Source organism: Alitiscatomonas sp. (assembly GCF_037242085.1).
GTDB classification, from domain to species: Bacteria; Bacillota; Clostridia; order Lachnospirales; family Lachnospiraceae; genus Alitiscatomonas; species Alitiscatomonas aceti.
Genome location: NZ_JAXXBR010000051.1, coordinates 1 through 19,457 on the forward strand (window position 1 = coordinate 1; position 19,457 = coordinate 19,457).

The 19,457-nt window shown below is 53.7% G+C and carries 15 protein-coding genes; 11 read left to right on the top strand and 4 right to left on the bottom strand.

What is annotated here, in order from left to right; all coding sequences use genetic code 11:
* Positions 1–665: DHHA1 domain-containing protein (locus tag WIH05_RS03525; RefSeq protein ID WP_337424978.1), on the top strand; the 665-nt coding region annotated here is incomplete at its 5' end.
* Here the strand turns inward: WIH05_RS03525 and WIH05_RS03530 are convergent.
* Complete coding sequence (locus WIH05_RS03530; RefSeq protein WP_022274658.1) at positions 640–882, bottom strand: hypothetical protein; 243 nt, start codon at positions 880–882, stop codon at positions 640–642. The two genes, WIH05_RS03525 and WIH05_RS03530, sit on opposite strands and share 26 nt — an antisense overlap.
* A 179-nt stretch (positions 883–1,061) precedes the next feature.
* Between WIH05_RS03530 and WIH05_RS03535 the strand changes: the two genes are divergently transcribed.
* Positions 1,062–2,102 (top strand): P1 family peptidase, encoded by a 1,041-nt coding sequence (locus tag WIH05_RS03535; protein ID WP_022274659.1) that lies wholly within the window; start codon positions 1,062–1,064, stop codon positions 2,100–2,102.
* A gap of 3 nt (positions 2,103–2,105) precedes the next feature.
* Entirely contained in the window at positions 2,106–2,615 is a 510-nt protein-coding gene (locus WIH05_RS03540) for an NAD(P)-dependent oxidoreductase (protein WP_022274660.1), read from the top strand.
* 9 nt (positions 2,616–2,624) lie between these two features.
* Here the strand turns inward: WIH05_RS03540 and WIH05_RS03545 are convergent, their stop codons facing one another.
* On the bottom strand, positions 2,625–3,476 hold the full coding sequence (locus tag WIH05_RS03545) for a PHP domain-containing protein (RefSeq protein ID WP_022274661.1): 852 nt from the start codon (positions 3,474–3,476) through the stop codon (positions 2,625–2,627).
* A gap of 185 nt (positions 3,477–3,661) precedes the next feature.
* On the opposite strand from WIH05_RS03545, the gene WIH05_RS03550 reads away from it, so the two are divergent.
* The 6 genes from WIH05_RS03550 (at position 3,662) to WIH05_RS03575 (ending at position 13,734) form a co-directional block, all read left to right on the top strand.
* Positions 3,662–5,530, top strand: a complete 1,869-nt coding sequence (locus tag WIH05_RS03550; protein ID WP_022274662.1) for a VanW family protein — start codon at positions 3,662–3,664, stop codon at positions 5,528–5,530.
* A 328-nt stretch (positions 5,531–5,858) separates the two neighbouring features.
* Positions 5,859–9,398, top strand: coding sequence for a pyruvate:ferredoxin (flavodoxin) oxidoreductase (gene nifJ, locus WIH05_RS03555; protein WP_022274663.1), 3,540 nt, complete (start codon positions 5,859–5,861; stop codon positions 9,396–9,398).
* Between the two features lie 149 nt (positions 9,399–9,547).
* On the top strand, positions 9,548–9,937 hold the full coding sequence (locus WIH05_RS03560) for a GntR family transcriptional regulator (protein WP_022274664.1): 390 nt from the start codon (positions 9,548–9,550) through the stop codon (positions 9,935–9,937).
* On the top strand, positions 9,934–10,833 hold the full coding sequence (locus tag WIH05_RS03565) for an ABC transporter ATP-binding protein (RefSeq protein WP_022274665.1): 900 nt from the start codon (positions 9,934–9,936) through the stop codon (positions 10,831–10,833). The genes WIH05_RS03560 and WIH05_RS03565 overlap by 4 nt, the downstream gene beginning before the upstream one ends.
* Positions 10,808–13,174 (top strand): DUF6449 domain-containing protein, encoded by a 2,367-nt coding sequence (locus WIH05_RS03570; protein ID WP_337424979.1) that lies wholly within the window; start codon positions 10,808–10,810, stop codon positions 13,172–13,174. Before WIH05_RS03565 ends, WIH05_RS03570 begins: the two co-directional genes overlap by 26 nt.
* A 59-nt stretch (positions 13,175–13,233) precedes the next feature.
* Positions 13,234–13,734: a zinc ribbon domain-containing protein gene (locus WIH05_RS03575; RefSeq protein ID WP_337424980.1), complete on the top strand. Its 501-nt coding sequence runs from the start codon at positions 13,234–13,236 to the stop codon at positions 13,732–13,734.
* A 199-nt stretch (positions 13,735–13,933) separates the two neighbouring features.
* Here the strand turns inward: WIH05_RS03575 and WIH05_RS03580 are convergent, their stop codons facing one another.
* Entirely contained in the window at positions 13,934–15,343 is a 1,410-nt protein-coding gene (locus tag WIH05_RS03580; RefSeq protein WP_022274668.1) for an amidophosphoribosyltransferase, read from the bottom strand.
* 98 nt (positions 15,344–15,441) lie between these two features.
* Positions 15,442–16,326: a DUF368 domain-containing protein gene (locus WIH05_RS03585; RefSeq protein WP_337424981.1), complete on the bottom strand. Its 885-nt coding sequence runs from the start codon at positions 16,324–16,326 to the stop codon at positions 15,442–15,444.
* A gap of 251 nt (positions 16,327–16,577) precedes the next feature.
* Between WIH05_RS03585 and WIH05_RS03590 the strand changes: the two genes are divergently transcribed.
* On the top strand, positions 16,578–17,861 hold the full coding sequence (locus WIH05_RS03590) for an O-acetylhomoserine aminocarboxypropyltransferase/cysteine synthase family protein (protein ID WP_337424982.1): 1,284 nt from the start codon (positions 16,578–16,580) through the stop codon (positions 17,859–17,861).
* A 12-nt stretch (positions 17,862–17,873) separates the two neighbouring features.
* The gene (cls, locus tag WIH05_RS03595; RefSeq protein WP_337424983.1) at positions 17,874–19,457 is read left to right on the top strand and encodes a cardiolipin synthase; all 1,584 of its coding nucleotides are present in this window, start codon (positions 17,874–17,876) and stop codon (positions 19,455–19,457) included.

Below are 19,457 nucleotides of genomic sequence, written 5' to 3' on the forward strand. Positions count from 1 at the left end.
AAAAGGAGCTGACCGGGGCGGTGCGGATCGTGTCTATTCCGGGAGGCGACGTCTGTGCCTGCTGCGGCACCCATGTGGAGCGCACCGGTGAGATCGGACTGGTGAAGTTCCTTTCCATGATCCACTATAAGGGAGGTGTCCGTATTTCTCTTCTTTGCGGAAAACGGGCCGTGGAGGATTATGAGAGGAAACGGGACCAGGTCCAGAAGATCTCTGTACTGCTGTCAGCCCGGCCTGGTGAGATCTCCAGAGCTGTGGAGAAGCTTAAGGATGAAGAGGCAAAGCTCCAGGAAAAACTTGTGGCAGCCTATGATAAGCTTATTGCCAGTGAGGTAAGGGACATAAAAGAAGGGGATGGGGATATTTTTATTCTGGAACCGGATTTTGAGGCCATCCAGCTCAGACATCTGGTAAACCGGCTGCTGGAGGAAAAGAAAGGAAGGACCGTCCTGGCCCTGGGAGGAGCCGCAGAGGGCAGCTTCCTCTATGTACTGGGGAGCCGGGACGGCGATATGCGCCGGCTCTCCAGAGAGCTTAACGGGCTCTTAAACGGAAGAGGAGGGGGAAGCGCACAAATGGCCCAGGGCACGTTCTTCGCGACAAAGGACCAGCTCCAGGCCATCTTAAAAGAGAAAGGATTTATGAGCCCTGTACCATGTAATTGATCAGGCGCTCCGAATCGGAGAGTGTATGCGTGGTAATATCAAGCTCCCGGATGTTTCCATTGGAAAAAACAGTAGCCATGGAAAAATACTGGCTCAGCCGGGATTTCAGGTTTACGGAACCTCCTTCCGGAAGGCTTAATTCAACGGCACCGTCACACTGGTTGATCACGTGGAAAAATGCGTCCAGGTTGGAGATGTTCTTCAGCTTTAATTTCATAAGTCATTGCCTCCTGTTGGAAAGTCTGTGGTTTGTGTTAATCATTTAACATACTTTATTGTACCAGAGTGGGTGACAGATGGCAATGGATGAAATAGATAAAAATTTAACAATATCAGAAGGAAAATTTATTAAAAATAGAATGAACCGGTCAACGGGAAAAGGAGAGTATAGGAAAAATGAAAAAAAGGATCCGGGACTATGGAATCAGAATTGGAGATCACCCTGCGGGAGCTTTAAATAAGCTGACAGATGTGCCAGGGGTACGGGTGGGCCACTATACGGTGGACACAGAGGAACATAAAACGGGGGTAACGGTGATCCTTCCCTGTGAGGAGAATATCTTTGCCTCCAGGCTGACGGCAGCGGCCTTTGTCCATAACGGCTTTGGAAAGACTGCCGGCATCCCCCAGATCGAGGAGCTGGGCACCCTGGAATCGCCCATTGCCCTGACCAATACCCTGAACGTGGGAAAGGTCCATGACGCGCTGGTGGATTATATGGTGGAGCAGTGTGAAAGGGACGGCGTGGAGCTCACCTCCATGAATCCAGTGGTGGGCGAGTGCAACGACGCCAGTCTCAATAAGATCACAGAGCGGGTCATCGGGATCCCGGAGGTGCGCGCCGCCATCGACGGCGCATGCAGGGATTTTGAAGAGGGCGACGTGGGAGCCGGAAAGGGAACCACCTGCTTTGGGATGAAGGGCGGCATCGGCAGCGCCTCCCGTCTGGTGGAGCTGGATGGAAAAACGTATGTGGTCGGCGTGCTGGTCCAGTCTAATTTTGGAAAGACGAAGCATTTTGTCCTGGATGGAAAGCCCATGGGAGAACTGCTCAGTGGGAAGATCGAGGAAGCCAGAAAGGATGAGGGGTCTATCATGATGGTGGTGGGAACGGATCTTCCTGTATCCGACCGTCAGTTAAAGCGGATCATCCGGCGTGCCGGTGTGGGCCTTTCCCGGTGCGGTTCTTTCATGGGCCATGGAAGCGGGGATATCATGCTGGGCTTCTCCACGGGAAATGTATATAGGAAGGAAGAGGACCGGGCCGTGATCCCGGCGGCGGTGATGAACGAGGCCATGCTGGATGATGTGTTCGAGGCGGCGGCAGAGGCCACTGAGGAGGCAGTGCTGAATTCCCTGGCGGCAGCCCATACGGTCACAGGTTATAAAGGGAATACCCGGTACAGTCTGACGGACCTGTATCTGAAGGATCTGTAAGCAATGGCGTATTTTCCTTTATTCATCGACCTTTGGGGCCAGGAGATCCTGGTGGTGGGCGGCGGCCCCATTGCTGCCCGGCGGATCCGGGTCTTAAGGGAATTTGGCTGCCGGATCCTGGCAGTGGCTCCGGAGGCTGTAACAGACATAAAAGAAATGGAGAAGGAAATGCCGGAGACTGTGCGGTGGCTCCAGGGAACGTATGAGGAGACCGATCCTCTGGGAATGGATGGCCGTCCCCTGACCCGCCCCCTTTTCGTTCTGGCGGCCGCAGGAGCCGGAGTCAATAAAACGGTGGTGCGGGACTGCCGTCTCCTGGGGATCCCGGTCAACGATGCATCAGAAAAGGAAAACTGCAGCTTTTATTTTCCGGGGATCGCAAAGCATGGGGAGGCTGTGGCGGGAGTCATTTCCGGCGGCGAAGACCACCGGCTGGCAGCCGTTCTTTCAGAGGCCGTCCGAAAGGCCGTGGATGCGGTCATGGAGAATATGGACCAGGAGGGCCCGGCTTAGGCCGGGCTTTTACTGTCCAAGAAACATGGCAAGCTTCAGGGCGTCCAGATATTCCGCCGGGACCTGGAGATTCCCCCGTCCGCTTCCGATCCGGATATCGGGCTTGGCCGCCCCGTGGAAGTCGGAGCCGCCGGTGGGAAGAAGGCTGTACCGGTCTGCCATCCGGCAGAGCTTGTTGCTCTCCTCTGCGTAATTGGAGGAGTGCCAGCATTCCATGCCGCCCAGGCCCAGTTCCTTCAAATTCCGCACCAGCTCCTCGGTCTGCATCCAGCCCAGCCTGTAAAGGCAGGGATGGGCCAGGACCGGAAAACCTCCTGCGTTCCGGATGGCCTGGATGGCTTCTGCTGGCGTGATGATCTCTCGTTTTCTGTAATAAGGCCGGTCCGGATCCAGGTATTTTTTAAAGGCCTGGTCCACAGAGGAGACGCACCCTTTTTTAACCAGGGCCCTGGCAAAGTGCGCCCGGGTGACCACTGTGTCCGGATTTTCCATGACCAGGTCCTCCATAGTAATAGGAAAGCCGTCCTTCTGGAAGGCGGCCAGCATGAGCTGGTTGCGGCTGTTTCTTTTTATTTCCGCCTGATCCAGAAAATCCAGGAAGGCTTTATCTGTATGGTCAATATACAGCCCCAGGATATGGATCTCTTTTTCTTTATACAGACAGGAGAGCTCCACGCCGGGAACCACCTCCAACGGGAAATCGCCGGCGGCCGCCAGGGCCTCTCCGACACCGGAAACGGTATCATGGTCCGTTAAGGCGATGGCGGTCAGTCCTGCCTCACGGGCCAGGGCCGTCACCTCTGCCGGCGTAAAGGAGCCGTCGGAGGCAGTGGAGTGGACGTGCAGATCGATCAGTTTCAATGGGATCCCTTCTTTCAAAATTTATGTAACAATAGTGTAACATAAATTATTGAAACTGTGAAAGAAATTTAAGAATTCTGTTATTCCATTTTTCGCTATTTGTGTTATACTAGTACTCGCATGATTCTGACATGTAGAGAAAACAGCGCCCCAAAAGCGTCAGGGGCCTTTGAAGGTGTGAAGAAATGAGCGATTTGAACAGAAACAGAACGTCCCGGGGAACAGGAAAAAACTCCCAGAGCCGGGCAGGGTCTTCGGGAAGCCGGGGCCGCAGCTCCTCCAGACAGAGTAACGCTGACCGTATCCTGGCGGTCCAGAATGCCAGAAATCTGGGAAGCGGCCGGGGTACGTCCTCAAATAAGAGGCGGGGCAGACGTCGCCGCCAGGGACCAGATGCTGCAAAGATCCTTCTTATACTGATCGGGATCATTATCCTGATCCTCTGTGTGGCCGTGGGAGTCCGTAGCTGCTCCAAAACGGACGGTACGGAAACCTCCGCAGAAGAGACCTCCTCAGAGCCGGAGACTGAGCTGGAAGCAGAGATCACTGTCAACGGTGTTTCTGTCCATGGGATGACGAAAACGGCTGCAGTGGAAAAGGTCCTGGAATCCATGGACTGGCAGATGAAGGTGGTCTGTGGGGAAAAGGAGCAGGCCCTGGAGAACCTTTTAAAAGAAAACGTGGAGAAGGTGGTGGATGAGGCCTTTAAAAAGGGCGAGTCCGCAGATTATGAGATTCCCACCGACGGCCTGGAAGAAGCGGCAGCAGCCCAGGCGGCATCTCTGGCCGGAGCCTGGAATGTAAAGGCGAAGAACGGCTCAATTTCCGCATTCGATGCGGCCAGTGGGAAGTTTACCTTTGCTGAGGGAGAGAACGGGAAGGCTGTCAACGAAGAAAAACTGAAAAATGACATCGTGGCCCGCACCGCAGCGGGAGAGTATGACGCAGTGATCACTGCGGAGGTGGAGGAAACGGCTCCGGAGATCACCGCAGCTCAGGCCAGGGAAAATTTCCAGAAGCTGGGTACATATACTACCACCACCACTGCCAATAAGGACAGGAATGAAAACGTCCGTCTGGCAGCAGCTGCCTTAAATGGAAAGATCATCCAGCCGGGTGAGGAGTTTTCCTTTAACCTGACCACTGGAAACCGGACCACAGATAAGGGCTACCGGCCGGCAGGCGCATACGTCAACGGCGTCCTGGTGGAGGAGCCGGGCGGCGGTGTGTGCCAGGTTTCATCCACCCTGTATAATGCAGTGGTATTTTCCGGACTGAAGACCACCGAGCGCCATGCCCACAGCTATGAGCCTTCCTATGTGACTCCCGGCGAGGACGCCATGGTAAGCTATGACGGCCATTCCGGCCCGGATATGAAATTTGTGAATAATTCGAAAACGGCAGTGGGCATCAAGACCAGCTTCTCAGACCGGAAGCTGACCATCTCCATTTATGGGAATCCGATCCTGGAGGAGGGCGTGACCCTGTCCATGAAATCAGAAAAGGTGAAGGAGCTGGATCCTCCGGCACCCACCTATGAAGAGGACCCCACCCTTCAGCCAGGTGTGGAGGTGGAGGCCAAGGCGGCCACTCCCGGAAGCCGCTGGGTGACCAACCTGATCACTAAAAAGAACGGCGAAGTGATCAGCGACGAGTTTTTCCATAACAGTACGTATAATGGAAAGCCCGCCACCATCAAACGGAATACCTCTGGAAGCGTGGCAGCTCCGGAAGGCGAGAGTTCTTCAGAGAGCAGCGCAGCAGGAGAGAGCCAGTCTTCTTCCGCAGGATCCCAGGAGACGGGAAGCCAGACCGGCCCCACCGCAGCCCAGGGCTCATCGGAGCCGGCTGCCCAGAATGCAGGTCCCGGCGATGTGATCGAACCCTCCACAGAGAATAACAGCCCCAGCGGGAACGCAGGCCCCGGCGGCAGCGATGGTCCCGGAGGAGACAGCCAGGTGGGCCCGGGCTTTGAGGACACATCGGCAGCCCCGGATACGGCGGAACCGGGAGGACCATCCGATATGGGCTTCATTGCCCCCAGAGAAGATTGATAAAAACGGCATGGCCGGCGGAAAACGAAAACGCCTGGCTGTGCCGTTTTCTGCTTTCCGTTTATAAGGGTACCGCTGGGCAGGGAGCAGGATGGGGACCTGGAAGAGTGTGTGGGTAAATTCCACGATACGGAATCGTTCCCGGAAGGCGGAAAACAGAGGCGCAAAAGCGATATTGTTCGTAATAAAATACCTAAAACAGGCATTTTTGCATTTGCATTTTATCGGGAAATTGCTATAATAGGATACAGGTAGTCTTATGTCCATAAGGCGATACTGATAAATAAATAATATTTTATTTATACATTTTATAGGAGGAAAATCAACTATGGCAAGAAAAATGAAAACCATGGATGGTAACCATGCAGCAGCTCATGCTTCCTATGCATTTACCGATGTTGCAGCCATCTACCCGATCACACCTTCTTCCCCAATGGCTGAGGCGACAGATGAGTGGTCTACCGATGGAAGAACAAATATGTTCGGACAGCCGGTGCAGATCACTGAGATGCAGTCCGAGGCCGGCGCAGCAGGTGCCGTACACGGCTCCCTGGCAGCAGGCGCTTTAACAACCACTTATACCGCTTCCCAGGGTCTTCTTCTGATGATCCCGGATCTGTATAAGATCGCCGGTGAGCAGCTTCCGGGCGTATTCAACGTATCTGCCCGTGCCGTTGCTACCCACGCATTAAACATCTTCGGCGACCATTCCGACGTTTACGCATGCCGTCAGACCGGCTGTGCAATGCTTTGTGAATCCAGCGTACAGGAGGTTATGGACTTAACACCGGTTGCTCACCTTGCAGCCATCAAGGGCAAAGTTCCGTTCATCAACTTCTTCGACGGTTTCCGTACCTCCCACGAGATCCAGAAGATCGAGACATGGGATTATGAGGATCTGAAGGAAATGGCTGATCTGGATGCCATCGATGAGTTCCGCGCACATGCTCTGAACCCGAACCATCCGTGCCAGAGAGGTTCTGCCCAGAACCCGGATATTTTCTTCCAGGCAAGAGAGGCCTGCAACCCGTACTACGATGCTCTTCCGGCCATCGTTCAGGAGTACATGGACAAGGTGAACGCTAAGATCGGTACCGATTACAAGCTGTTCAACTACTACGGCGCAGCCGATGCTGAGCACGTGATCGTTTCCATGGGTTCCGTAAACGACACCATCGAGGAGACCATCGACTACCTGCTGGCTCAGGGCAAGAAGGTCGGCGTTGTAAAGGTACGTCTGTACAGACCGTTCTGCACAGAGGCTTTCATCGCAGCGATCCCGGAGACTGTAAAGCAGATCTCTGTTCTTGACAGAACAAAGGAGCCGGGTTCCATCGGTGAGCCGTTATACCTGGACGTTGTTGCTGCCTTAAAGCATACAAAATTTGACGCAGTTCCGATCTACACCGGCCGTTACGGTTTAGGTTCCAAGGATACCACACCGGCTCAGATCGTTGCTGTTTACGAGAATACAGCGAAGAAGAGATTCACCATCGGTATCAACGATGACGTGACAAACCTCTCCTTAGAGTTAGGCGCTCCGCTTGTTACCACACCGGCAGGAACCACCAACTGTAAGTTCTGGGGTCTTGGCGCCGACGGTACCGTAGGTGCAAACAAGAACTCCATTAAGATCATCGGCGACAACACCGATATGTACGCTCAGGCATACTTTGATTACGACTCCAAGAAGTCCGGCGGTGTTACCATGTCCCACTTACGTTTCGGACATACACCGATCAAATCCACTTACCTGATCCGCAAGGCTGACTTCGTTGCATGCCACAACCCGGCCTACATCAGAAAGTACAACATGGTACAGGAGCTGGTTGACGGCGGTACATTCCTTCTTAACTGCCCGTGGGATATGGACGGTCTTGAGAAGCACTTACCGGGCCAGGTGAAGAAGTTCATCGCTGACCACAACATCAAATTCTACACCATCGATGGTGTGAAGCTTGGTATTGAGACAGGCATGGGCCCGACACGTATCAATACGATCCTTCAGTCCGCATTCTTCGAGCTGACAAAGATCATCCCGGCTGACAAGGCCAACGAGTTAATGAAGGCTGCTGCAAAGGCAACCTACGGCCGCAAGGGTGAGGACATCGTTATGAAGAACTGGGCTGCCATCGACGCAGGCGCCAAGGGACTTCATGAGGTACAGGTTCCGGAAAGCTGGAAGAACTGTGAAGACGAAGGTCTTGACATGGTTCACGCCACAGAGGGAAGAGAAGACGTTGTTGAGTTCGTAAATACCGTACAGGCTGCAGTAAACGCCCAGGAAGGAAACAATCTTCCGGTATCTGCGTTCAAGAACTACGTTGACGGTTCCACACCGTCCGGCTCTTCCGCATACGAGAAGCGCGGTATCGCAGTAAACGTTCCGGTATGGAATCCGGACAACTGTATCCAGTGTAACTTCTGTTCCTATGTCTGCCCGCACGCAGTTATCCGTCCGGTTGTAATGACTGAGGAAGAGGCTGCCAATGCTCCGGAAGGAACAAAGATAGTTCCCATGACCGGTATGCCGCAGTACAAGTTTGCTATGACCATTTCCGCTCTTGACTGTACCGGATGTGGCTCCTGTGCAAACGTATGTCCGGGCAAGAAGGGCGAAAAGGCTCTTACAATGGCAAGCCTGGAAGAGAACCTGGGTCAGCAGGAAGTATTCAATTACGGCCAGAAGCTTGACATCAAGCAGGACGTGATCGATAAATTCAAAGAGACGACCGTTAAGGGCAGCCAGTTCAAGCAGCCGCTCCTTGAGTTCTCCGGCGCATGCGCAGGCTGTGGTGAGCCTCCGTACGCAAAACTGATCACCCAGTTATTCGGTGACAGAATGTATATCGCCAACGCAACCGGATGTACCTCCATCTGGGGCAACTCCTCCCCGTCCACACCTTACACCGCCAACAAGGCAGGCAAGGGACCGGCATGGGACAACTCCTTATTCGAGGACAACGCTGAGTTCGGTTACGGTATGTTACTGGCTCAGAACGCCATCCGTGACGGCTTAAAGGCAAAGGTTGAATCCATTGTTGCCAGCGCTGAGGCTTCCGAGGAAGCAAAGGCAGCCTGCCAGGAATGGTTAGATACCTTCTCCGTAGGCGCATTAAACGGCGCTGCAACGGATAAGATGGTTGCAGTTCTTTCCGGCTGCGACTGCCCGACCTGCAAGGAGATCGTTAAGAACAAAGACTTCTTAGCTAAGAAGTCCCAGTGGATCTTCGGCGGCGACGGATGGGCATATGATATCGGCTTCAACGGCGTGGACCACGTTCTTGCCAGCGGAAAAGATATCAACATCATGGTATTCAACACAGAGGTTTACTCCAACACAGGCGGACAGTCCTCCAAGGCTACTCCCACCGGCGCTGTTGCACAGTTCGCAGCAGGCGGTAAAGAGGTTAAGCAGAAAGATCTGGCAGCCATCGCAATGAGCTACGGCTATGTATACGTTGCACAGATCTCCATGGGCGCAGATATGAACCAGACCATTAAGGCTATCGCTGAGGCTGAGGCATATCCGGGACCGTCCCTGATCATCGCCTACGCTCCGTGTATCAACCATGGCATCAAGAAGGGTATGGCAAAGGCCCAGACAGAGGAGAAACTGGCTGTTCAGTCTGGTTACTGGAACATCTTCCGTTACAACCCGGCTGCAGAGAAGAAGTTCACTCTGGACTGCAAGCCCGCTACCGTATCCTATCAGGACTTCATCAATGGCGAGGTTCGTTATACCTCTCTTGCACTGAAGAATCCGGAGAGAGCAAAGACTCTGTTCGCACAGGCTGAGCAGAATGCCAAGGATAAATACGCACATCTGGAGAAGCTGGTGGCTCTTTACGACGACAGTGAGAAATAAGACGTGTTTCGTTAGAAATTTGTAAGAAATTTGACCCGGTATCGTCATTGACGGTGCCGGGTCTTTTTATTATACTAAGTGTATTAAGAGTGTTAATACACTTATAAAAGGCCGGAGAAAGAAAGCGGCCGGAAAGGAGAGAGGGGCGTATGATCATACTGGATTATAAAGACCGGAGGCCCATATACGAGCAGGTGGCTGAAAAGCTGGAAGAACTGATGCTTCTGGGAATCCTGGGAGAGAACGAGCCGCTGCCTTCCGTCCGCAGCCTGGCTATGGAGCTGTCGATCAATCCCAACACGATCCAGAGGGCCTATGCGGAGCTGGAACGTCAGGGATATATTTATACAGTAAAAGGGAAGGGAAGTTTTGTGGCAGAAAACAGTGTTATGAAGGAAAAACGGAAAAAAGACCTGCTGATCCAGGTCAGCGAGGTGATCGATGAGGCGATCCGTCTGGGGATCTCTGGAGAAGAGATAAAAAATATGGTGGAGATCCAGTACCAGGCGGCAGAAAAAGAGGGAGGTGACCGGACGTGATCGAGGCAAAAAATCTCACAAAAAAATTTGATTCCATCGTGGCCGTTGACCACATCGATGCCAGGATCAAGGACGGCTGCGTCTTTGGCCTCATCGGTACCAACGGGGCTGGGAAAAGCACGTTCCTGCGGATGGCCTGCGGCGTTTTGAAGCCGGACGAGGGGACCATCCAGATCGACGGCGAGGATGTTTATGAAAATACGAAGGTCAAGGGACGGTTTTTCTATATTTCCGACGATCAGTTTTTCTTTGGAAACGGGACGCCCCAGGAGATGATGACCTTTTATAAAAGTATTTATCCCTCCTTTGATGTCCAGAGAGCCTGCGGTCTTCTGGAATCCTTTTCCCTGGATAAAAGAAGAAAGGTATCCACCTTCTCCAAGGGAATGAAAAAACAGCTTTCCGTGATCCTGGGGCTCTGTGCCAATACGGAATATCTGTTCTGTGACGAGACTTTTGACGGGCTGGATCCGGTGATGCGCCAGGCTGTGAAGAGCCTGTTTGCCAATGATATGGCAGAGCGGAATTTAACGCCCATCATCGCTTCCCATAACCTAAGGGAGCTGGAGGACATCTGCGATCATGTGGGGATCCTTCACAAGGGCGGGATCCTGTTATCGAAGGATCTGGACGATATGAAATTAAATCTACACAAGATCCAGTGTGTGCTTCGGCCAGGAATGGAGGCCGGGGAGATCCCAGGCTTAGAGATCCTTAAGACCGAGCGGCGGGGAAGTCTTTCTACGATCACGGTCCGCGGGACCAGGGAGGAAGTGGAGGCCGCCATGCGGTCCTGCGAGCCGGTATTTTTTGAGGCGATCCCCCTGTCCCTGGAGGAGATCTTTATCAGTGAAACGGAGGTGGCTGGTTATGACGTCAAAAAGCTTATTTTTTAGGCTGATGAAGGAGGACCTGAAGCGCAGGCTCTGGGCCTTTGGGCTTTCCTTCCTGACTTTCTTTTTTGCGATGCCTGTGCTGGCTGCCATGGGCGTCACAAACCTGGAGCAGCAGTATGCGCTCTGGGTGGAAGATGCGGGAAACTATGATTTCGGAGCCGGAAATACGGCGGAAACAGAATTTTCCAGAAGACTTGGGGAGCTGGCAGTCGAGAGCATCGGCCTTGAGAATGTGGTCATGGGCTTCCTTGTGATCACGGCGGCCCTGGTCCTGGCCCTTACGGGCTTTTTGTATCTCCATTCCAGAAAGCAGGTGGATTTTTACCACAGCATTCCCGTGCGCCGGGAGATCCTCTTTACGGTCCGCTTTGTGGACGGGATCCTGGTCATCGGTTCCATGTATCTGGTGAACCTGCTGTTTACTCTGGGGATCCTGGGGGCTGCCGGGGCGTCAGTACCGGGGATGGTCTCCGGAGCGCTCTGGACCTTCCTGGTGCATATGACGGGATTTCTGCTGAGCTACGGGCTCATGACGGCTGCGGTGATGCTCACCGGAAACTTCTTCATTTCCGTTCTGGGCGGCATCGTCCTGTTTGGCTATGTGCCTGCGGTGGCAGTCCTGTTCCAGGGGCTGATGCAGATGTTCTTTGTTACGATGGACTTAAGGATCTCCGGCATCGCGGAGTGGATCGTCCACGGATCCCCAGTCCCCTATTATGTGTCGCTGATCGGAGAAGGAGCGGATCTTCCCATGGCGCGGTATGGAGAGCTGATGGGAAGGATCCTGCCGGCCCTTCTGGCGGGCCTTGTTCTGGCAGTCATTGCCGGGCTCCTTTATAAATTCCGTCCCTCAGAGGCGGCCGGAAGAGCCATGGCCTTCCGGATGACAAAGGCGCCCATTAAGATCCTTCTGGTGGTGCCCGTCACGATCCTCATGTGCCTTTTATTCTGGAACATGTATTACGAAAGCCTGGGCTGGGCTGCCTTCGGGTTCGTGTTCGCCCTTTTCATCAGCCATGGGATCATTGAGATCCTTTATAATTTCGATTTCCGGAAGCTTTTTGCCAACCCGGTCCATCTGGGCATCAGCGCCGTCCTGGCATTGGCGGTCATCGGCGTGTTCCGGTACGACCTTACAGGCTACGATTCCTACCTGCCCTCTGAGGAGAAATTCCAGTCTGCCTCTGTATTTACCTACACCCTGGGCGATTTCCAGGATTACGGTCTCCCAGTGAAAGCGGAAAGCAGAGAATGGGAAACGGAGCAGAGCGGATATCTGTGGAAATATATGGATGGATCCGATTACGCGGCTGGAAACATGGAGATCACCGATTACGGCCTGGTGAAGGACCTGGCGGAGGCGGGGATCGCCGCCGCAGAGGAGTCCAAGGCCATCCGGTTCCAGAATCTGGAGGAGCCGGCTGGCGACGACGCATACATGGCCCGGATCGAAGTGGGCTTTAAGGAGAAAAACGGAAGTCTCCGTTACCGGTATTACCGTATCGACATGAAGGAGTCCATGGACCTGATGGAACGGTTATATGCCAGCGCAGAATATAAAAAGGGCGCATATCCGGTCATGAGCTTCCATCCGGAAACCACCACAGGCATCTATATCTCCGACGGGAACCAGGCGTCCCTGGTGACAGAGGATCCGGAAATGACAGCAGAGCTTCTGGCGGCCTATCAGGAAGAACTGGAGGCGCTGTCCCTTACAGAACGGACGGAGGAGATCCCGGTGACGGCCCTGCGGTTCCTCACAGAGGCAGAGAAAGAGTATCTGAATGCCATTTCCGCCTTCAGGACCCAGAATTTTTCCGGTTCCTTCCGCCTCAGGGACATGGATCCCCAGGTAAACTTTTTTCCGGTGTACTCTTCCTTTACAAAGACCATGGGGCTTTTAAAGGAGGCGGGAGCTGCTCTTCCAGAGGAGTTGGAGCCGGAGGACGTGGAACGCATGGAGATCGTCTGCCATTATGAGGATTCTGCATTTTACAAAGAGTACGAGGAAGCGGGCTGGGAGGTGACTGAAGCGGATAAGGAAACCAGCAGCCTGATGATCCGGAACGATGGCACGGCAGAAGCAAAAGAGCAGATCAGACAGGTGCTGGAGGCAGGAAAACGCAGCTGGTTCTTTGATCTCAACGACCTGGCGCCCCGCGAGAGAGGCTTTATGGTCCAGGTATATCTGACGCCAGAGGCAGACGGGACCCAGTCGGGAGAGCCGGTGACCATGGGCTTCAGCCCTTATGAGATACCGGAAATCATCCGCCAGGAGTTTTCCTACGACCCGGAGAGTGCCTACCAGGCATCCTGGGGCCTGGCTGGGAAAAAGGATTGACTTTATGGTTCTGATTGGATAAGATAGACATATATACAAAGGAAAGGGGAACCAGAGTTATGTCTATTTTTGATGAAGTGAAAAGAAGCATCAGCAGCACCGGAAAACAGGTGGCAAAGCGTACAAAGGAGATCTCCGATGCGGTTTCCATCCGCTCCCAGATCAACGAAGAGAAGGAAAATGTAGCGAAGCTGTATGCGACTGTGGGAAAAAAGGTATTCCAGAATGCCACAGAGGCAGATGAGGAAAAATTCTTTATGGAATTCACCTCCATCCGCAGCAGCCTGGAGAGAAAGAGAGAGCTGGAAGAACGTCTCACAGGAATGGACGGCTGCATTTACTGTTCTGAATGCGGAGCCCGCATCGACAAAAACTCCAAATTCTGCAATAAGTGCGGAGCCCGTGTGGATAAGAACAAGGTAGCTGCCAATGAGGCCATGGCCGAGGCTGAGGCCCATCAGATGGACGGTACCAAGGAAGAGGAGCAGGAGGCCCAGTATGTGGTCAACGAGATCGAGAACGCCTCTGCCGATATTATAATGGATATTGTGAACCATTAAGGGGACGGACCCAGATTGCCGCAAACGGAAGCATCGTGTTTGCGGCAATGTGGGTCCTTTTTTATGCGGCGGTGGAGCGAAAGAGCCTCACAGGCCAGATTTTCTTTTCCCTCATCCCCGCCACAACCAAAACAGCCCCCGCCCGTTCGCGCAAACACGATGCTTCCGTTTGCGTGAATGGGCGGGGGCCGTTTCTGCATCACCCTTTCCCGTTCCAGCAGTATGTACAGAGCTTACACGGCTCGATGCCGATGGATTCCACCAGATCGTCCAGGCGGTGGAAGCGGAGGGTGGTGAAGTGGAGCCGTTTCCGGATCTCTTCTACCATTTCCTTGTAATTCTGGCTGTCGGGATCGGTGTAGGTGGCCAGTGTTTCTTCAGAAACGTTTTCTCCTTCCCGGTCCCGGATGACCCGTCGTGTGATCAGATCGTACTCGGATCTGGAGCGGGAGAAGTTTAAGTACGGGCAGCCGAAGGTGATGGGCGGACAGGCCGGTCTTACGTGGACCTCCTTTGCGCCGCTTTCATATAAAAATTCTGTTGTCTCTCCCAGCTGGGTCCCGCGGACGATGGAGTCGTCGATCAGCAGGAGTTTTTTATCCCGGATCAGCACGTCCACAGGGATCAGCTTCATTTTAGCAATGAGGTTCCTCTGCTTCTGGCTGGAGGGCATAAAGGACCGGGGCCAGGTGGGCGTATATTTGATGAAGGGGCGGGAGAAGGGAATGCCGGATTCGTTGGCATAGCCTACTGCATGTGCAATACCGGAATCGGGTACGCCGGCTACGCTGTCGGCGGTGACGCCCTTATCTCTTCTTGCCAGGAGCTTTCCGCAGTCATAACGCATTTTTTCCACGCTGATGCCTTCGTAGCTGGCGGTGGGATAGCCGTAATAGGCCCACAGGAAGGCGCACATCTTCATCTCCTTCCTCGGAGCGCTTAAGCATTCTACGCCCTCGGGCGTGATAAAGTCGATCTCGCCGGGGCCCAGCTCTGAATAGTGATGGTATCCCAGGTTCAGATATGCGAAATTCTCAAAGGAAGCGCAGAACGCCCCGTCCTTCTGGCCGATGGTGATGGGGGTACGGCCGTAGCGGTCCCGGGAGGCGTAGATGCCTTCCGGCGTCAGGAGAAGCATGGACATGGAGCCCTGGATCCGCTCCTGGGCGTAAAGGAGTCCGTCCACCAGACTGTCCTTCTGGTCGATCAGAGAGGCCACCAGCTCCGTATCGTTGATCTTTCCGCCGCTCATGCTCATAAAGTGGACGTGGCCGTTTTTATAGGCCTCCTTTATCAGCTCTTCGGGATTGCGGATTACCCCGACTGTGGTCAGGGCATAGGTTCCCAGATGAGAACGGATCAGCAGGGGCTGGGGATCCATGTCTGAGATACAGCCAATGCCCAGAGTTCCCTCCAGTTCATCCAGATCGTGGTCAAATTTGGTCCGGAAGGGTGTGTTTTCGATGTTGTGGATGGCGCGCTGGAAGCCGTTTTCGCCGTATACGGCCATGCCTCCGCGCCGGGTTCCCAGATGGGAGTGGTAGTCGATACCAAAGAAAAGATCCATGGTACAGCTGGTCTTCGATGCTACGCCAAATATACCGCCCATAAACATTCTCCTTTTATAAGTAAATATTTATAATAGTGATACAAAATTAAGAACATCTAATATGATATCACATCCTCCGGGAGAGGACAACAATTAATTTACTTTTCACCGACGAAATTGGTGACCACAGCTCCGCCGATCATCAGCATAATGCCCAGAAGAACGGCCCAGACGGACAGGGAGGAAAGCTCTCCAAATAATCCTGTGTTGTAAAAAATGGCAAAGGGAGAAGCCAGCACCAGGCCAAGGATGGCCCCATAGGTCTGGACGCCGTACCGTTCAAACAGGAAGGAGATCAGCCGGGCAATGAGAACGATCCCCAGGAGAACGCCGATGCCAAAGGGAGCTAAAAGCAGGAAGCCGTCCTTTAAGGCCGCCAGGTCCATGGCCCGGAGCCCATCTAAAAAGCTGGTGATGGTGTTTATGATGCCGTAGTAGTAGCCCAGGATCATGAGCATCATGGAGCCGGATACGCCAGGGATCACCATGGTGGCAGAGGCAACGATCCCCAGCACAAAGAGGATGGCCATGGTAGAGCCGTTGACCGGGAGGACCGCCAGGGTATCCCCGCCGGTTTTAAGAAGAGGCAGTCCTGCGGATACGGCAAAGGCCAGCAGGAAGGCCAGAATGGCTCCGGCGCCCATTTTTCCGCTGCCGGCGGCTTTTTTCTCGTTCATGGCTCTGTAAAGGGCCGGAAGGCCGCCCAGGATCAGCCCCACAAAGGTCATGCAGGTGACGAAGGTGTGGTTTTCCAGCAGATATTCGATGGCGTAGGTGAAGCCGGCGATGCCCAGGACGCAGCCCAGAAGAACGGGGGACAGCAGGGCCAGGCTTTCCTTCACATGCTTTGTGAAGCCGGAAATACTGTTGATCAGCCGGTCGTAAATGCCGAAAGAAACGGCCATGGTGCCGCCGGATACGCCGGGGATCACGTTGGCAATGCCGATCATGACGCCCTTGATGATATTGAAGACAAGTTCCATAATCTTCTCCTTCTTATTTAATATAGGGTTTAATATAGGGGCATGGGCCCCTGTGCCGGGAAAACAGGCCGCATGGACGGCACGATTCCCAAGGAATCATTATACATGAAAGGAGAGGGCCTTTCAAGTGCAGCCTTAAAATCCTTGTATCCTTAACGGAATTGTGATACACTAGCGTGTAAACAAGCGTGGCTGCATGGATAAAAATGCAGCTGCAGACAAAAGAATCAGGCACCAGGAGGACAAACATCATGGAAAAGAGAAATCATCATCCGGAAACGGTCTGCATCCAGGGAGGCTGGAATCCCGGCAACGGAGAGCCCAGAGTGCTGCCCATTTACCAGAGCACTACATTTAAATATTCCAGCAGCGAGCAGATGGGCCGTCTGTTCGATTTGGAGGAAGACGGATATTTTTATACGAGACTGGCCAATCCCACCAACGACGCAGTGGCGGAAAAGATCTGCGAGCTGGAGGGAGGCGTGGCTGCCATGCTGACCTCCTCTGGCCAGGCTGCCAATTACTTTGCTGTTTTTAATATCTGCAGCGCCGGGGATCACATTGTAAGCGCCGCTACTATTTACGGCGGCACCTCCAACCTGTTTACGGTGACCATGAAGAAACAGGGCATCGACGTGACGCTGGTGGATCCGGACGCACCGGAGGAGGAGATCGAGAAGGCATTCCGCCCCAATACGAAGGCCGTATTCGGGGAGACCATCGCCAACCCGGCCCTGGTGGTCCTGGATATTGAAAAATTTGCCCGCCTGGCTCATAAGCACGGAGTTCCGTTAATCGTGGACAATACCTTTGCGACCCCCATCAACTGCCGTCCCTTTGAGTGGGGGGCCGATATCGTGACCCACTCCACCACCAAATATATGGACGGCCATGCCCTGACTGTGGGCGGCTGTATCGTGGACAGCGGAAATTTCGACTGGAACGCCCACGCGGAAAAATTCCCGGGACTTACGACCCCGGACGACTCCTACCACGGCGTGGTCTATACGGAAAAATTTGGGAAGAAGGCCTATATCACCAAGGCCACGGCCCAGATGATGCGGGATCTGGGCTCCATCCAGGCTCCCATGAACGCATTTTTACTGAATATCGGTTTGGAGACTCTGCATTTACGGGTGCCGCGTCACTGTGAGAACGCCCAGAAGGTGGCAGAATGGCTTTCTGCCAGAGAGGATGTGGCCTGGGTCAATTATCCCGGATTAAAGGATAATAAGTACCATGCCCTGGCAGAGAAATATATGCCCTCGGGAAGCTGCGGAGTGATCTCCTTCGGCTTAAAAGGAGGACGGGAGGCTGCGGGAGTGTTTATGGACCGGCTGAAGCTGGCGGCCATCGTCACCCATGTGGCAGACGCCAGGACCTGTGTCCTCCATCCTGCCAGCCATACCCAACGTCAGCTTTCGGATGAGCAGCTGGTGGAGGCGGGCGTGGATCCGTCCCTGATCCGTTTAAGCGTTGGGATCGAAAATGTGGATGATATCATCGAGGATCTGAGACAGGCCCTGGAACAGTAGGAAGGAGGAACTATGGTAGCAGAGGAAGTGAGAGGAAAGGGAAAACGCGGGCTTTTAAGGATCATATTTGGCCGTACCACGTTCTTTATCCTGTTCATGGCGCTGCAGATCGCCGTTCTGGCCTGGATCTATTTCTGGCTGGACGACCGGTATCAGGCGTATGGATACGGCGCCTTCGGCCTGGTCAGCGCCGTCCTGGCGATCCGGATCTTAAATGAAAAGCAGAATGCCAGCTTTAAGATGGCCTGGCTGGTCCCTGTCCTTCTGTTTCCGGTATTTGGCTGCCTGTTTTATATTTTTGTGCAGCTCCAGATGGAGACAAAGATCCTGGCCAAGAGGATCGCGGATATCCGGATCCGCACCAGGTCTTATCTGAATCAGAATGAGGCCATCGCGGCAAAGCTCATGAAGGAAAACCGGAGGAATGCAAACTTAAGCCGCTACCTTTCGGAGCGGGCGGGCTATCCGGTCTATGACAGGACAAATTTTAAATACTATCCTCTGGGAGACGATTTCTTTCCGGACCTTCTGGAGGAGCTCAAGGCAGCAGAGCGGTTCATATTCCTGGAATATTTTATCATCCAGCGGGGAGAGATGTGGGACAGTGTCCTTAAGATCCTGGAGGAAAAGGCGGCGGCCGGAGTGGACGTGCGCGTCCTCTATGATGGAATGAACTCCTTTTCAAACCTGCCCCACGATTATCCAAAGGAGCTGGAGGCAAGGGGAGTCCGCTGCCGGATCTTCAACCCCATCCGGCCGGCTATCTCCACCAGCCAGAACAACCGGGATCACAGAAAGATCCTAGTGATCGACGGCCACACGGCATTTACCGGAGGCGTCAATCTGGCGGACGAGTACATCAACCGGAAGGTCCGGTTCGGTCACTGGAAGGATAATGCCGTCCGCCTGAAGGGAGAGGCGGTGAAAAGCTTCACAGTCATGTTTTTACAGATGTGGAGCGTCTGTGCCTTCCGGCCGGAATATGACTTTGATTATGGGCCGTTCCTGGATACGGGAGACCATTTCCACAGCCCTGCCTTAAACATGGACGGCTATTCCATTCCGTTTTCCGACAGCCCCCTGGACGGGGAGCCGGTGGGCCACCAGGTCTATCTGGATATCCTCTACCAGGCAAGACGATATGTATACATTATGACGCCGTACCTGATCCTGGACGACGATATGGTGACGGCCCTCACCTATGCGGCCAAGCGCGGAGTGGATACGGTCATCGTCATGCCCCATATCCCGGATAAGAAATACGCCTTTATGCTGGCCCATTCCTATTATCCGGAGTTAATGGAGGCCGGAGTGAAGATCTATGAGTACCTGCCTGGTTTTATCCATTCCAAGACCTTTGTCAGTGACGATGAAAAGGCAGTGGTAGGCTCCATCAACATGGACTTCCGGAGCCAGTATCTGAACTTCGAGTGCGCCGTATATATTTATAAGAATCCGGTGGTCGGGGATATCCGGGCAGATTTTGACGAAACACTGAAAAAATGTGTCCGCATGTCCATGGAATCCTATGAATCCCTGCCGCTGATGCACCGGTTCTGGGGAAGGACCCTGCGGCTGATCGCGCCGCTGATGTAG